This is a genomic window from Cupriavidus sp. YR651, assembly GCF_900101625.1.
Taxonomy (GTDB): Bacteria; Pseudomonadota; Gammaproteobacteria; order Burkholderiales; family Burkholderiaceae; genus Cupriavidus.
The window spans coordinates 603,832-619,242 of the sequence record NZ_FMYZ01000003.1 but is presented as its reverse complement, the minus strand read 5'-3'; the positions used below and the strand labels follow the sequence as shown (position 1 = coordinate 619,242).

9 protein-coding genes are annotated in these 15,411 nt (G+C 67.6%); 6 read left to right on the top strand and 3 right to left on the bottom strand.

The annotated features are described in order from the left end of the window. Positions 1–2 precede the first annotated feature (2 nt). Positions 3–4,214, bottom strand: coding sequence for a tetratricopeptide repeat protein (locus tag BLR29_RS12505; RefSeq protein WP_092137258.1), 4,212 nt, complete (start codon positions 4,212–4,214; stop codon positions 3–5). After that, the gene (locus tag BLR29_RS12500; RefSeq protein ID WP_369804590.1) at positions 4,177–7,065 is read right to left on the bottom strand and encodes a bifunctional glycoside hydrolase 114/ polysaccharide deacetylase family protein; all 2,889 of its coding nucleotides are present in this window, start codon (positions 7,063–7,065) and stop codon (positions 4,177–4,179) included. Before BLR29_RS12500 ends, BLR29_RS12505 begins: the two co-directional genes overlap by 38 nt. 943 nt (positions 7,066–8,008) lie before the next feature. On the opposite strand from BLR29_RS12500, the gene BLR29_RS12495 reads away from it, so the two are divergent. The 5 genes from BLR29_RS12495 to BLR29_RS12475 all read left to right on the top strand — a co-directional run bounded on the left by BLR29_RS12495 (position 8,009) and on the right by BLR29_RS12475 (position 12,655). Then, positions 8,009–8,212: a cold-shock protein gene (locus tag BLR29_RS12495; RefSeq protein WP_039009350.1), complete on the top strand. Its 204-nt coding sequence runs from the start codon at positions 8,009–8,011 to the stop codon at positions 8,210–8,212. A gap of 164 nt (positions 8,213–8,376) precedes the next feature. Next, on the top strand, positions 8,377–8,907 hold the full coding sequence (locus tag BLR29_RS12490) for a BON domain-containing protein (RefSeq protein WP_369804589.1): 531 nt from the start codon (positions 8,377–8,379) through the stop codon (positions 8,905–8,907). A 130-nt stretch (positions 8,908–9,037) separates the two neighbouring features. After that, the gene (gene hpnD / locus BLR29_RS12485) at positions 9,038–9,886 is read left to right on the top strand and encodes a presqualene diphosphate synthase HpnD (protein WP_092137257.1); all 849 of its coding nucleotides are present in this window, start codon (positions 9,038–9,040) and stop codon (positions 9,884–9,886) included. A gap of 67 nt (positions 9,887–9,953) precedes the next feature. Further along, entirely contained in the window at positions 9,954–11,963 is a 2,010-nt protein-coding gene (gene shc / locus BLR29_RS12480) for a squalene--hopene cyclase (RefSeq protein WP_092137256.1), read from the top strand. A gap of 17 nt (positions 11,964–11,980) precedes the next feature. Continuing rightward, the gene (locus BLR29_RS12475; RefSeq protein ID WP_092137255.1) at positions 11,981–12,655 is read left to right on the top strand and encodes a phosphorylase; all 675 of its coding nucleotides are present in this window, start codon (positions 11,981–11,983) and stop codon (positions 12,653–12,655) included. A gap of 156 nt (positions 12,656–12,811) precedes the next feature. Here the strand turns inward: BLR29_RS12475 and BLR29_RS12470 are convergent, their stop codons facing one another. Further along, positions 12,812–14,062 carry an Hsp70 family protein gene (locus BLR29_RS12470; protein ID WP_092137339.1) on the bottom strand — a complete coding sequence of 417 codons (1,251 nt, stop codon included), beginning with the start codon at positions 14,060–14,062 and terminating at the stop codon, positions 12,812–12,814. A 252-nt stretch (positions 14,063–14,314) separates the two neighbouring features. On the opposite strand from BLR29_RS12470, the gene BLR29_RS12465 reads away from it, so the two are divergent. Further along, the gene (locus BLR29_RS12465; protein WP_092137254.1) at positions 14,315–15,352 is read left to right on the top strand and encodes a Bug family tripartite tricarboxylate transporter substrate binding protein; all 1,038 of its coding nucleotides are present in this window, start codon (positions 14,315–14,317) and stop codon (positions 15,350–15,352) included. Positions 15,353–15,411: the final 59 nt, after the last annotated feature.

Sequence of the window (15,411 nt, the reverse complement as noted above, 5' to 3'; positions counted from 1 at the left end):
CGTCAGTACAGCCAGCGATAGCGCAGGCCCAGTTCGGTGAGCGGTGTGCCGCCATTGCGGGCCGCGGTTTCATGCAAGACATACAGCGACAGGTGGTCGTTGCCCAATACCGATCCGGCCACGCCCAGCTGGGCACGGAAGTTGTGGCCCGCCCGCGTGTCGCGCAACGCGCCCACTTCAGCAAACGGGCGCCACTTGCGCGTGTAGTCGTCAATCAGGTCGGTGCCGAAGCCGAACAGCACGCCGGCCTGCGTAAAGCCCTGCGGCATGTAGAACCCCGGCGTGGCTTCATCGTCATCGGCGGGCAGCAGGCGCTGCATGCGCGGCGTCAGCGTGCCGGCATTGGTGCTGTAGTTGGCGTGCGTGCCCACGATGCGCACCGTGTAGTCCGGGTACGCCGTGCGGATACGATAGCCCGCCTCTACGTCATACACCATGCCGTGGCCCAGCGCGCTGCGATCCTGCCCGTAGAAGTGGCTGTACTCCACCCGCCCGCTGACGAACTCGCGCAGGCCGATGCGCCACATCGCGCCCAGCCCCAGCACATCCTTCATGCCGCCCACGCGCAGCTGCGATGACTCTTCCGCCGGCTGGTTATAGCCGGCCAGCGTCGTGAACGACACCCGGCCTTCCCGGTTCCACTCGCCCTGCAGGCGCGCGGTGGTGAAGGACTCCAGGCCATCGCGGCGGCCCACGCCGAGCGCCCAGCGCTTCTGCGAATCGCGGTAGCTCAGCGCCAGTTCCGCGCGCCGGTCCGATGCCGGCACATTGTCCAGCTGCGCGCGGTCCGTGGTGCGCTGGTCGCGGAACACGCCGCGCAGATTCAGCGCGTAGCCGTCCCACAGGCGCGCGCCGCCGGCCAGGCTGTATTCGAAGTACTCCAGCGGCTTCTGGTGCTGCATCGTCACGCGCGGCTCGATGGCCTGCGCATCCGTCAGCAGCGCATCCTGCAGCGTCTCCTGCAGGGCGTCGTCGGTGCGGGCCATCTCCTGCGTCTCGAAGGCCTGCGTCTGCGCCGCGGCCAGCCGGTCAAGTTGCCGGTTGGCCTCGATCTGGCTCGTCACGGGCACGCGGCCCGCCTGGCGCTCCATGATGCGGTCCAGTGCCTCGAGATCGTTGTTGTCGAGCGCGATCGAGATCTCGGCGTACGCGGGGCGCTGCAGCGTGCGCACATACTGGCGCGCCAGCCAGGCGCGCGCGAGTTCGTTCGATTCCGACGACATCGCCCAGGCCAGCGCCACCTCGCGGCTGGCCGCCGAAATCTGGCGCTGGCGGCGGCGTTCGCGCTCGCTCAGCTCGGCCTGCGGAGGCACCACCAGCGGCGGCAGGCCCGGCACTTCGCCCAGTTGCGAGGCCGCATTCGGGTCGGGCGGCGTCAGGCGCCGCGCCGCCACTTCCGCGCGGTCGCGGCGCAGCATCTCGATCACCAACTGGCGCGACACGTCGCCCGATGCGAACACCTGCCCCAGCGCCACCACCTGTCGGCGCAAGTCGGTGCGCGCGGGAGCGCCCTGCTCGCCTTCCTCGTCGTCAGGCTGGGCATCTTCCTCGTCTTCGCCGGTGTGGCGCGCTTCCGCACCCCGCAGGCCCGACGTCGACCATGCGTGATGCAGGTCGATCCACGCCTGCTTGCGGATGCGCCACGCCATCGACGTCTCGCCGATCGCCTCATAGGCGTCCGCGATCAGGCCCAGCCACAGGGGGTCCGCGCTCTTGCCTTGCTGCATCTTGCGCAGGTAGTGCAGCGCGGTGCGACCGTCCTGGAAGCGCATGGCGCCCGCCGCGTAGGCACCCCACAGGCCCGGATCGTCCTCGGCCTCGTTGTGCAGGCGCCGCATGACTGCGCGCACTTCGCTGTCGGTGCCCATGTCGATCAGCGCCCACAGCAGCGCGGCATAGGTCTCGCTGTCGGCGTCCGGCAGGCTGGCGGCGTGGCGCAGGTCGGCCAGCGCACGCTCGCGATCACCCGTCAGGCGCCAGAATTCGGCACGGCGCATCATGAACGCGGCCGACGACTCGGCCTCGCGCTTCTGCTCGGGCGTCAGGCTGGCGAGCAAGCGTTCGATGCGCACATAGGCGTGGGCGCGCGTGTAGTAGTACACGGCCAGTTCCAGCTGTTCGCGCTTGCCGTGCTTCCGCCAGCTGGCTTCGGCGATGCGGCCCGCGTCGATTGGCGACCTGTTGTAGTAGTCGATCAGGTTCGAGAAATCGCGGTCTTCCGCATCGCGAAGCTCGGACAGGCAGTCGTTGCGTGCGGCGCCCGGCGGCATCGTCATGCAGTGCTCGTCCTGCGTCTGCGCCACGGCGATCATCATCTGCCGGTAGCCATCCTTGAGCAGGTCGTCGCGCTGCGTCAGGCGAGCCAGTTCCGTGTACGTGCGCCAGTACAGCAAGTCCTTCGGCCCCGCGCTGCCACGCGCCGGAAGCATCGCGTCCATCGCGTCCGTCAGGCGGCCGTCGACGTAGAGCATGTTGGCCCGCTTGAGCGCGTACTGCGGGCGCGGCCCATAGCGCCGCTGCAGCTGGCCATAGAGTTCGAAGGCGCGGGCGTCGCGGCCGGCGCGCTCGGCCAGTGCGGCGTTGCGCTCCATGATCTCGCGGCCGTGCGGCCCGTGGGCGATGCCGTCGAGGAAGGCCATGCCAGCCTCGGGCTCACCCAGCCGCTCGTAGGCGGCCACCACTTCGTCCACGGTTTTCAGGTCGCCGCCGGCGGCGCGATGGCGCAGCGCGGCCAGGTAGGCGCGGTCATCGTTCAGCCCGGGGGCCAGGCGCATGACGTTGTTCCACGCGCGCTCGTCGTTGGTCGCCTGCGCGTACTCCAGCCAGCTTTGCAGCGCGACCATCGGCTGGCGATTCCATTCGGAGACCTGCGCCAGGCGCTCGCGCCAGACGGGCTCGTTCGGCAGCTTCTGCACGGCCGTCTGGGCCACACGCTGCGCCTGATCGAGCTTGCCCGCGGCCAGGAACACGCGATACGCCAGATCGTAGTCGTCGGCGTTGAACGGCCGGCCCTCGGCGGCGGCCTGCGCAACCTCCGTTTTGGCGGCCGCCTGCGCCTCGGACTGCGTGACATTCCTGCTGTCGGCCTTGGGGGCGGCGGGCGCCCTGGCAGTGGCTGTGGCAGTGGCGACGGGTGCTGATGCGGGTGCGGATGCGGTGGTGGCTGCGACGTGGCGCACGCCGAACTCGCCGGCATCGGCCAGCTTCTGGCGCATCGCCTGGCCGCGCGGGCCATCGAGGAAGACATGGCCACGCGCCAGCCACGGCTCTGTATCGGAAACCCGCCGCAAATGCGCCTGCGCCAGCCGCGTCGCGTCCATCGGCTTGATGGCCGACAGCTTCAGCAGCCGCTCGACATACTTCGCCGCCACGTCCGGCTTGTTGGCGGCCAGCGCCAGCCTGGTGAGAAAACGCAGGACGTCGGGGTCGTCCAGCAACTTGCCGCCACGCCGCTCCGCTTCCATGAGCGCCTCGTCGAGCAGATTGCCCGCTTGCAGCGTCTGCAACGCCTGCAGGAACAGCGTGCGCTGTTCATACAGGTTCTTGGAGCGTGCCTGCGCCTCGAACAGCGCGCGGGCGGCATCGCGATAGTTGCCACCGGACAGCGCGATGCCAGCCAGTTGCTGGTTGTAGAAATCGGCATGCGCCGGGTCCCGCACGGCCAGCTCGCGGTAGAGCTTGCCGGCGGCACTGGCGTCGCCGATCTGGCGCGACTGCGTGGCCAGCGCCTGCAGGTCGCCGAGCGACCACTTGCGCAGCGCGGCCGGCGCAGAGGCCTCCTTCAGCAGCTCCGACATCAGCGCCAGGCGCTGCGCCCGCTCGGGCGTGTCCGGCAACGCGGCGTAGGCGCGCTGCTGCGTGATCTCGATGCGCGTGCGCAGGATCGGGCCGGTCAGGTCCGCGCCCTGCACGGCCTGCATGCGGGCGAGCATCGCCTCGGCGTCGTCCAGCCGGCCGCTGCGCGCGTATTGCTCCGCCAGCACGCCCATGAAGCTCGTGTCGTCGGGGGCCACCCGCGACCACGCCTCCAGGTACGCCACCGTCAGGCCGTCGACGGTGCGGCCCTGGCCGAGCAGGCGCTCGCGCAGGGTCTCGCGCGGGAACATCAGCGCCAGCCCGACTCCCACCATCGCGGTAAAGGTCAGAACCAGCGCCGGCGGCAACAGCCGCTCGCGCTCAGCCGGCGCAGCGGACTTCGATTTGTTGCTGGACATGGATCGGATCATTCACCGCGGGGATATCGATGCGCAGCGTATTACGCTCGCGCACGCCGGCCACGGGCTTGCCGTCAACCGTCACGCTGCACTGGCCGGCGTTGGCCAGGCGGAAGAAGGGCTTGTAGTAGCCACTGAAGGCGAAACGCGTGGTATTGCCATCGCGACGCCAGTCGCGGACCAGGCCGTTGGCCTCGGGCAGTTCCGGCACGGCGCGGGAGGCGGCCGGCACCACCGAGAACCGCGCGTCACCGCCATCCAGGTGCACGTACACGCCGCCGCCCGGCGCCGGGGAAGACCCCGTCACGCCGCGCGCGGTGGCCACGTCAGGCACGCCGGCGCCGGTCCAGCGCAGGTTGCGCAGGTTACCGTCCCCGCGCACCACCCAGGGACCGCTGGCCGGCGCGTCACTGATGCCATCGGCACCCACGGCACCACCGGCACCACCGGCCGCCGAGGCGCCATCGCCCAGGTCGCGCGCCACGGCCATGCCTTGCCAGTCGAGAACCTTGAGCACGTAGTCCGTCGAATGCATCGGCAGCAGCGGCTGCGACACCACGTAGTCGTAGACCTTGCGCAGCGCCTTCAGCGACGCCACCTTGGTGCCCGAATAGCTGTGGTAGTAGATGTTGACGGCCTTGAAACGGTACGGCTTCTCCGTGAGCTCGTAAGTCTCGATCACGCGCTCGAAGCCGTAGTACGGCCCGTGCCAGAGGTTGGTGTAGACGTTCTCGTTCTGGTTGGTCGCGAACACCTGGAAGGTGTTGTCGGCCTTGTGGATGCCCAGCGGCGCAATCGCCGTCCAGGTGGGATTGCTGCGCGTGATCAGCGTGTCCCCGCCGTTCATGTTCAGCACGCCGGCACGATCGGTGAGCTTGAGCGCTTCCGGCGGGGCCTGGCAATCGCCGGGCCACAGCAGCATTTTCACCGGCTTGTCCGCGGGCGCCAGCACCTTGTTGATGTAGTCGATGGAGCCGCCGATCTCGCGGTTCAGGTCCATCTTGTAGCCGGGAATCGCCAGGTGGAAGTCCTCGTCGCCCTCCTGGATCCTGGCGTCATGCTCGTGTCCGGGCACCGTGCGCGCCCATTGGAACGGGTGCGAGTACGTGTGGCTGGCCACCTCCACATAGGGCTGCGCAAAGATCTTGCGGGCGATGGGTTCGAGCTCCGGCGTGAGCTTCGGATACATGCCGGACTTGCCGACTTCGCCCTCGATCACCGACATGGTCATCGGCAGGCGGTATTTGTCGAAGATCTCGCGAAGCAGGACGTCGCCCGAGTAGCCGCCACCGGGAATCTCGGCCCTGGACGCAAAGCCGTCGCCATCGATATGGATCGTCAGCAGGCGTCGGCCGCTTTCCGTGGTGGTGTCCGGCACGGGCATTTGCGGCAGGCGCAGCGCCTCGCGCAGGAAAGCCAGCGGCTGCACCACCCAGCGGTCCTGGGCGTTGGCGGTGTTCTGGCGCACCGCGTAGGGGCCCGTCACATAGCCGCCCCATGGCGTGATGGCGGCAGCATCGAACGTCAGCGTGCCCGATCTCATGCGCATCAGCGACCGCGTATCGGCGGCGCCGTCCTGCACCTGCACCGGCACGGCATCGCTGCGATCCGGCGCCACGGGCATCTCGAAGCCCATCATCGGGTCCTTCGACAGGATCTGCACCGGCCCGGACGTCCGGCCCTTGACGGTCTTCAGGCCCAGCGTACGCGCAAGCGCACCAGTCACCGGCGCGCCAAACCCGTTCATGAAGACCACCGGCACGCCCTGCCCGATCCGCTTTTCGATCCATGCATAGAGGCGCCCCGGCTGCTGCGTGAAACTGCCGTTGGACCACACCACCACGCCGGCGTAGCGGTCGGGGCCGATGTCCGGCAGCGGGTCGCGGGTCTCGGCAAAGTCGACGCGATAGCCCAGGTAGTTGATCGGCATCGACACGAAGCGCACGCCTTCGGTGTTGTCGATGACCACGCCCGGCTCGGTCTCCTGCACGATCAGTACGCGGCGTGGCAGCACTTCGAGCGGCCCCACGCCCACGGTCTGCAGGCCGGAGTCGGTCACATAGGGCGTGATGCCCAGGGCCCGGATGCGTCGCGCGGTCTCTCGCGCGCAACGACGATCCCTGGGCGGACAGTAGTCGATCGAGATCACCGGCAGCCGGTATTGGTCGCGAATGATCCGGGCCTGGTTCAGCAGCCAGTCGCGGTCTTGCTGGCTGACTTCCGTGTAGCGGCTCTGGCTCTGGTTCCAGCCACGAAACAGCGACTCGAATACCACGCCATGGGCCAGCGCATGGACCTGCGGAAGAATCTCGAAGCCACGGTTGAACAGCAGCTTCGCGTCCGGGTAGCGGGCCTTGATCGCCCGGATCACGCGAACCATGCCCGCTTCCTGGCGCGCACGGTCCGCATCGGTCTTGGCCACCAGCTGGTACGAATCGAGCGTATCGAGGAAGAAGCCGCGATAGCCGCGCTCCCACAGCGGCGTGATGACCTTGTCTACATAGAATGCGGGCCAGCCGTCGGCGGCCTGGTCCACCACGCGGGCGTTCCAGGCGTCATTGCTGCCGGTGAGCCAGGCCTTGGGGATGTCCTTGAAGTAGGGGCGCGCGGGCAGCACCTCGCCCACGCTGACGTAGGCGAACCAGGCGGTATGGGGGGTATTGGCGCGGCGCGGGTCGAAGCCGCTGTCGGGCTCCACCACGGCGATATCGAAAGCCTGGAGCATGTCCACCGGCGGCGTGCTGCCATAGTGGAAGGCGACGCTGGGCGATGCGGGCGCGGTCACCTGGGCCACGGCGGCGGTCGATGGTGTCAGCGTGGCCAGCACCACGCCGGCGATCGACGCGAACACGGCGGCAATGGTTGCCGCCCATCGGCATGCACGCGCCACAGATAATGACGGCACATGGCCGGCATCAAGGAAACGTCCCCGGATTGATCGTTGCACTTGCTTCACTGGCCTGTTTTCCGCTGCTCTTGTTATGCCACGGCGCGCAACCGCTTCGCGACTCGTCGCATCCGCCATGTGCCCGCTGCCCCGCATTATGCCGTCCTTGCCGCCGGTTATAGGATTTTTCCCAATTGGCAAGCAGGCAGGATGCTAGGCCATTCGTTTGAAACAGATTGTCAATAATTGTGCCGGCCGCGGCTTGACATATACCAGTCACTACCGTGCGCCACAATGCCGGCGCCTGGAATGCACAGGCGCGCGTTCAGGCGGGTCGGGACGGGTCGGGAAAGGACGCGGGAATGGGAGTGCGGGTCGATTGTCCAGACAATGGAGAGAAACCCTTGGCGGCAGAAACGCTTGACGGAATGTCGCACTGGAATGTCGAGCCGGAATGTCGCGCCAACATCCGCGCGCCGGGTTCGCGCATCGCCGTCAGGCCTCCTGCGGCTGGCCGGCGCTCTCCCGGCATCGTCCGCCGAAAGCCATAGTCCATATGGACTACAGGAGGATGAGTCCACCGGCTGCGCGGGGATTGGTATGCACGCGGCGCGTCGATTCATTTTTGTACCGGCTATCGATACTTTCGTTGCCATGCCTCGCCTCTTAACAGCCTGTAACCCGTTCTGATGTCAGACAAATCCGGATTCGATGTAGATTTCTCTAATATCTGCTGTTTGCATGCCGAAACACCGTTAGGGCATAGGCGGATTGACACACGAAAAAAAACCGGCAGAATGGGTCCTCGCATGTGCACCGGCCTGAAGCGTTTTTGCTCCGGTTCGTTGTGGGCAGCATGCTAGGTCGGGCAATTACGCCCATTTGATATTCAAGGTTGGAAAGAGATATGGAAACCGGTACCGTTAAGTGGTTCAACGACGCCAAGGGCTTCGGCTTCATCACCCCGGACGCAGGCGGCAATGACCTGTTCGCGCATTTCTCGGCGATTGAAGGCAATGGCTTCAAGTCGCTGAAGGAAGGCCAGAAGGTCCGCTACGTCAAGGCAATGGGCCAGAAGGGCGAACAAGCCACGAAGATCCAGGCAGTCTGATCGCCGCCTGAATAGCCCGGCAATATCTTGCCTGGGAAGCCCCGCTCCGGCGGGGCTTTCTGCTTTGTGCGAGGCCAATAATGTATGGCGTTGCTGACGTTTCACGGACCTGCCCGACTGCGCGCCGGAAGATTTTCCGGCCGGCTCGTCGGATGACTCGTCGGATGACTTCACGACTCCTGGCACCGGCCCTGTTTGCCGCCATGACCGGCGCGACGAATATCGTCCTGGCCCAGACCCTGCGCAACTTCGGCGACGATCCGTTCTTGCAGGTCTCGCAGGCCATTTCCGATTGCCCGGAGCCGGCAGGCCCACGCATTTCGGAAGATGAATGGAAGCGCGACGCCCATCACCGCATCGAGGAAGGCAACCATTGCTATGTGGAAGGCCGCTGTCGCCTGGCCAACGCCTATCGCTATGACAAGGATATTGCGGAGGCGGTGCAGCGCCGGCTGGACACCTTGCGCCGGACGCTCCCGGGCTGGCAGAACAGTTCCCTGTGGATCATGGTGCGGGGGCGCTGGCTGACGGTCCAGGGATGCGTGGCACCCGGTTTTGACCGCGCGCCGTTCCTGGCCGCCTTGAAGGAAGTGGCCGACGTGGAACGCGTGATCGACCAGACCACGGCGACGCCCGCACGTGGCGTTCCGTACACGCGGTATGCACTTCCCGCCACAAATGCCCCGTCGCGTTGAAGTTGTTATAATCGCCCGACTCTGAAAACCCCCAAGCCACGCCGTTCTTGCGGCACTGTCCGCCCGGCCCGCCAAGCCATCCGGCGGGCGGCGCCCAGGACGGCGAGACCCCAGCGTGCCGAGGAAACCCGTGGCCGGAACTGAAATCGCAACGCCAGGCAGCCCGCTTGCCGGACCTGCCGTGTCATCTGGAAGTTCGTTCCATGCGGCAATGCGGATCCTGCCTGCCTCACAACGGCAGGCCATGTTCGAGATCTACGCGTTCTGCCGCGCCGTGGACGACATCGCCGATGGCGACACCCAGCACGCCGACCGTCTGGCCGCGCTGGAGCAATGGCGCGCGGACATCGCGGCGTGCTATGCCGGCATGGCGCCGGCCGCGTTGCGATCGCTCGACGAACAGATCAAGGCGTTCGATCTCCGTCAGCAGGATTTTTCCGATGTCATCGACGGCATGATCATGGACGTCGTGGCGACCATCGTCGCGCCGGACGCGGCCACGCTGGATGTTTACTGCGACCGCGTGGCCAGCGCCGTCGGCCGGCTGGCCGTACGCGTGTTTGGCCTGGAAGAGGCGCCCGGCATCGCGCTGGCCCACCATCTGGGCCGCGCGCTGCAGCTCACCAATATCGTGCGCGATATCGACGAGGACGCCGGCATCGGCCGGCTCTACCTGCCCGCGGAGGCCCTGGCCGCCGCCGGCATCCCGGTCGGTACGCCGGACGAAGTCATTCGCCACCCCGCCATTGGCGAGGTGTGCAAAGCGCTGGCGCGCGAGGCCCAGGCGCACTACGACGCCTCGGCTGCCATCATGGCGCGCTGCCCGGCGCGCGTCGTGCGCTCGCCGCGCATCATGTCGGATGTCTATCACGGCATCCTGACCCGTCTGCTGGCCCGTGGCTGGCAGGCCCCGCGCGCACGCGTGCGCGTGCCCAAGGCAAAGCTGGTGTGGATCCTGCTCCGGCACTCCATTGCCTGATATGTCATCGCCGATGCGAGGGGTCCCGGCCGCTCGCATCGCCAGAAAGAGAAGTGCCCCCGAATTGATGAACCAGGCCGCAACAATCACCCGCACTCAAGACGACGCGCTGGCTGCCAGCGTGAACCGCATCGCCCAGCCCGCCCTGCCCGATCCGCTCGACGCCGGCATCGCGCATGCCGTGGACACCCTGCTGTCCCAACAGCAAGCCGATGGCCACTGGGTCTACGAGCTGGAAGCCGACGCCACCATCCCGGCCGAATACATCCTGATGGTGCACTACCTCGGTGAAACACCCGACCTGGTGCTCGAGGGCAAGATCGCCAATTACCTGCGCCGCATCCAGAACGCCGACGGCGGCTGGCCGCTGTTCCATGCGGGTGCATCCGATATCAGCGCCAGCGTGAAGGGCTACTTCGCGCTCAAGATGGCCGGGGACGATCCCGAGGCCGAACATATGCGCCGCGCCCGCACCGCCATTCATGCGATGGGCGGCGCCGAAGCCAGCAATGTCTTCACGCGCACGCTGCTGGCGCTGTACGGCGTGATGCCGTGGCAGGCCGTGCCGATGATGCCCGTGGAAATCATGCTGCTGCCGCAGTGGTTCCCGTTCCATCTGTCGAAGGTTTCGTACTGGGCCCGCACGGTGATCGTGCCTCTGCTGGTGCTCAACAGCCTGCGTCCGCAGGCGCGCAATCCGCGCAAGATCGGCATCGACGAACTGTTCGTGCGCCCCTGCCAGGCCACGCGCCTGCCGCGCCGGGCGCCGCACCAGAGCCCGCTGTGGGTCGGCGTGTTCCGTGCGCTGGACGCCGTGGTCCGCGTGGCCGAGCCGCTGTTTCCGCGCGGCCTGCGCCGCCGCGCCATCGAGCGCGCGCGCGAATTCACCGTGGAGCGCCTGAATGGCGAAGACGGCCTGGGCGCGATCTTCCCCGCCATGGTCAATTCGGTGCTGATGTTCGATGTGCTCGGCGTGCCGGAATCGGACCCGGCGCGCGCCATCGCCCGCCGCTCGATCGACAAGCTGCTGGTCGTCCGGGACGACGAGGCCTACTGCCAGCCGTGCCTGTCGCCCGTGTGGGACACCTCGCTGGCCAGCCACGCACTGCTGGAAGTGGGCGAGCCGCGCGCCATTGCCGCCGCCGCCCGCGGCCTGGACTGGCTGGTGCCGCTGCAGGAACTGAACGTCCGCGGCGACTGGATCGTGCGCCGTCCCAATGTGCGTCCCGGCGGCTGGGCGTTCCAGTATGCCAACCCGCACTACCCTGACGTGGACGACACCGCCGTGGTGGTCGCGGCCATGGACCGCGCCGATCGCGGCGACCGCTCCCACCGCTACGACGAAGCCGTATCGCGCGCCTGCGAATGGGTCGTCGGCATGCAGAGCGGCAATGGCGGCTGGGGCGCGTTCGAGCCCGAGAACACCCACCTCTACCTGAACAACATTCCGTTTGCCGATCACGGCGCGCTGCTGGACCCGCCCACGTCGGATGTCTCCGCACGCTGCCTGGCCATGCTCTGCCAGATCGGCCAGATGCCCGCCAACAGCGAACCGGCCGCACGCGCGCTGCGTTACCTGCTGGACGAGCAGGAAGCCGACGGCAGCTGGTTTGGCCGCTGGGGCACCAACTATATCTATGGGACGTGGAGCGCGCTCTGCGGCCTGAACGCCGCCGACATCGGCGCCGATGCGCCCGAGATGAAGCGTGCGGCCGCGTGGCTGCTTTCCATCCAGAACAAGGACGGTGGCTGGGGTGAATCGGGCGACAGCTACAAGCTGGAGTACCGCGGCTACGAGCGCGCACCGAGTACGGCGTCGCAAACCGCATGGGCGATGCTGGGCCTGATGGCGGCCGGCGTGGGCGACCATCCGGCCGTGGCGCGCGGCGTCGAGTACCTGCTGCGCACCCAGGCCAGCCATGGCTTCTGGGACGAGCCCTACTTCACCGCCGTGGGCTTCCCGCGCGTGTTCTACCTGCGCTACCACGGTTATTCGCGCTTCTTCCCGCTGTGGGCGCTGGCGCGTTTCCGCAACCTGCGGCGTGACGGCAACCATGCCGTGACCTGGGCCCTGTGAGCCCCGGGAGTCCTGCGATGCGTACGGTATTGGCGGTCAGCGGTATGTCGTTCGAATCCCGCATTGCCGCCGGACCGGGGGTGGAGACACTGCACGGCTATCGCGATGCCGCGCTGGCCCGTGCGCTGGAAGCCCGACTGGCGCGGGACTATGCGGGCGTGATCAGCTTCGGCGTGGCCGGCGGACTCGATCCGACGCTGCCGCCGGGCACCGTCATCGTGGCGACCGGCGTGCGTGCCGGCGCCGAATCGTTTTCCACCGATCCGTTCTGGACGGCCGCACTACGCCGCGCGATGCCCAATGCGATCTGCGGGCTGCTGGCAGGGTCCGATACCGCCGTCACCGCCGTGGCCGACAAGGCCGCGCTGCACGAAGCGCATGGCGCGTTGGCGGTGGACATGGAATCGCATATCGCCGCCCGCGTTGCGCGTGCGCACGGCGTGCCGTTCGTGGCACTGCGCGTGGTCGTGGACCCCGCGGACCGGCCCGTGCCGCCGCTGGCCGTGGCGGGCATGGCTGCCGATGGCAGCACCGATATCGGCGCGATCCTGATCGGCCTGGCGAAGGCACCTCACCATCTGGGCGGCCTGCTGCGCCTGGGCCGCGACGCGTCGGCGGCAAAAGCCGCTCTCGTATCCGCGCGCAAGGCGCTGGGCGAAGGACTCGCCCAGCCGGCGACCGCCCTCGCCTGAGCCCTCGGGCTCACTCTCATCTTCCCGGCCCGCGCTCATCTTCCCGGGCTCACTCTCATCCCCTCATCGCTGCCGCCTGTCTGGTCTGACCTCTTACGTCCGACCTCTGATGGCCGATTCCCTGCGCACTGACCCCGTCCCCGGGGCCGTGCCGGTTCAGCCGAACTTGCGCGCCGCGTCGCGCGCGAGTCCGGACCCGATCCCGCCAAACAGATCGCCTTCCACACGCCGCGCCGACGGCAGCAACTCCGACAGCCGCTGACGCAGCATCGGCACGCTACTCGATCCGCCCGTGAACAGGATGGTGTCGACCTTGTCAGCCGCCACGCCCGCGGTGGACAGCATGTGGCGCACCGTGTTCTCCGTCTTCGTCACCAGCTTGGCGATGGCCCCGTCGAAGTCATCGCGCGTAATCAGCAGCTGGGTGTCCGGCGCGATGCGATGCAGGTCCACCCACGTCTTGTCGTCGTCGGACAGCGCGATCTTGGCGCCTTCCACCTGGATCGCCAGCCAGTGGCCCGCGCGGTCCTTGATCAGGCGGATCAGCCGATCCAGCTTTTCGGTCTCGGCCGCATCGCGGTAGTTGTCCATCACCAGCGACCATGCCTTGCGCGTGTACAGCAGGTTGATCGTGTGCCAGCTGGCCAGGTCGAAGTACTGGCTCGACGGCATCTCCTTGCCATTGCGCAACTGGCTGCCCAGGCCGAGCAGCGGCATCGCGCTGGCCAGGCTCAGCGCGCGGTCGAAATCGGTCCCGCCGATATGCACGCCGCCATTGGCGAGGATGTCCGCCTTGCGGTCGAGGCGCTTCGCGCGCTCGGGCGACAGCCGCACCAGCGAAAAGTCCGACGTGCCGCCACCGATATCGGCCACCATCACCAGCTCTTCGCCCGAGATTCCCGCCTCGTAGTCGAATGCGGCGGCAATCGGCTCGTACTGGAAGTCGATGTGCTCGAAGCCCGCGGCGCGCGCGATCTCGCCGAGCGTGTCTTCGGCAAGCTGGTCCGCCTTCGGGTCTTCGTCGATGAAGAACACCGGCCGGCCCAGCACGGCTTTCGTGAACGGGATGCCCGCCGCCTGTTCTCCCCGGCGCTTGAGCTCGCCGATGAAGTGCGCAAGCAACTGGCGGAACGGCATGGCCTGGCCCATGACTTCCGTGCTGTCGTCCATCATCGACGTGCCGAGCAGGCTCTTGAGCGACCGCATCAGACGGCCCTCGTAGCCGGCCAGGTAGTCGCCCAGCGCCGCGCGGCCGTAGCTGACCAGCGGGTCTTCCGCGTGGAAGAAGATGACCGACGGCAGGGTCACCTTGTCGTCTTCCAGCGGTAACAGCACGGGGTGGCCGGGGCGCAGCCAGCCCATGGTGGAGTTGGAGGTTCCGAAGTCGAGGCCGCACGCCTGGGACATGTTCTTGATCACTTTTCTGTCTGGGGGAAACGGCCCTTGCGGCCATCCGGGGCCGCCATTGTAGTGGAGCCGCACGGCAGACCGATGCAACCGCCTTGCCCGCCTGCCGCCATGTTGCCGCCACGTCGCTCCCCTCCCATCGACTTGACATCCCCCGGCATCCGCTCCTATTCTTCTCGTGTTCCTTCTTTAAGACCGTTGTTCCATCTTACAGAACATACCAAGAACGATCGGCAATCCCCTGGAGACCCCATGACCCGCCTGCTGTCCTCGCCCATCCGTCGCACCGGCCTCAAGGCCGCAAGCCCTGTCAATGCCGTCAGCGCCCGGAGCGTCCTGATCGCGCTGGCCGCCATCCCGGCCCTGCTGGGCGCCGCGCCGGTGCTGGCCGCCGACGCCTACCCGAGCCAGCCCGTGCGGCTGGTGGTGCCGTTCCCGCCGGCGGGTGGCACGGACGTGTTGTCGCGGCTGGTCTTCAACAAGGTGGGCGCGGCCACGCACTGGACCATCGTCGTGGAAAACCGCGCCGGTGCCGGCGGCAACATCGGGCTGGACAGCGTGGCCAAGGCGCGTGCGGATGGCTACACGATCGGCATGGGCCAGACCGCCAACCTGGCGATCAACCCGTCGCTCTATCCCAAGATGCCCTATGACGCCGTGAAGGACTTCACGCCGGTGGTGCTGGTGTCCGCCCAGCCTGTTGTGGTGATCGTGCGCCAGGATTCGCCGTTCAAGACGCTGGCCGAGCTGGTGGCTGCCGGCAAGGCCAAGCAACTGTCGATGGCATCGGCCGGCACCGGCACCGTGGGCCACCTGACCGGCGAGATGTTCCAGCGCCGCGCCGGCATCAAGGCGCTGCACGTGCCTTACAAGGGCGCATCGCCCGCGCTGACCGACCTGATGGGCGGCCAGACCGACTTCTACTTCGCCACGCCGCCCATCGCCATGCCGATGCTCAAGGCCGGCAAGCTGCGCGCGCTGGCGGTGACGTCGGCCAAGCGCCTGGCGCTGCTGCCCAACGTGCCGACCGTGGCGGAACAGGGCTATGCTGGCTTCCAGGCCGAGGACTGGAAGGCGCTGGTGGCGCCGGCCGGCACCCCGGCCGATGTGATCAAGCGCCTCAACGCGGAGGTCAACAAGGCGCTGGCGCAACCGGACACCGTGACCAAGCTGCGCGAGGAAGGCAGCGAGGCGCGCGGCGGCTCGCCGACGGACCTGGCGGCGTTCATCAAGAGCGAGAACACGCGCTGGGGTGCCATCGTGCGCGAATCCGGCGCCAAGGCCGAGTAATTGGCAGCGCAGCGCGAGACCGGCGCCAGACCAGGCGCCGGGTCAGCCCCACATCCGCA

What these genes read in the sequence shown, in the direction of transcription:
- BLR29_RS12490 (WP_369804589.1), top strand. Translation starts at nt 8,377, where the DNA reads ATGACTTCACGACTCCTGGCACCGGCCCTGTTTGCCGCCATGACCGGC.
- BLR29_RS12475 (WP_092137255.1), top strand. Translation starts at nt 11,981, where the DNA reads ATGCGTACGGTATTGGCGGTCAGCGGTATGTCGTTCGAATCCCGCATT.
- BLR29_RS12465 (WP_092137254.1), top strand. Translation starts at nt 14,315, where the DNA reads ATGACCCGCCTGCTGTCCTCGCCCATCCGTCGCACCGGCCTCAAGGCC.
- shc (WP_092137256.1), top strand. Translation starts at nt 9,954, where the DNA reads ATGAACCAGGCCGCAACAATCACCCGCACTCAAGACGACGCGCTGGCT.
- BLR29_RS12505 (WP_092137258.1), bottom strand. Translation starts at nt 4,214, where the DNA reads ATGTCCAGCAACAAATCGAAGTCCGCTGCGCCGGCTGAGCGCGAGCGG.
- BLR29_RS12495 (WP_039009350.1), top strand. Translation starts at nt 8,009, where the DNA reads ATGGAAACCGGTACCGTTAAGTGGTTCAACGACGCCAAGGGCTTCGGC.
- BLR29_RS12470 (WP_092137339.1), bottom strand. Translation starts at nt 14,062, where the DNA reads ATGTCCCAGGCGTGCGGCCTCGACTTCGGAACCTCCAACTCCACCATG.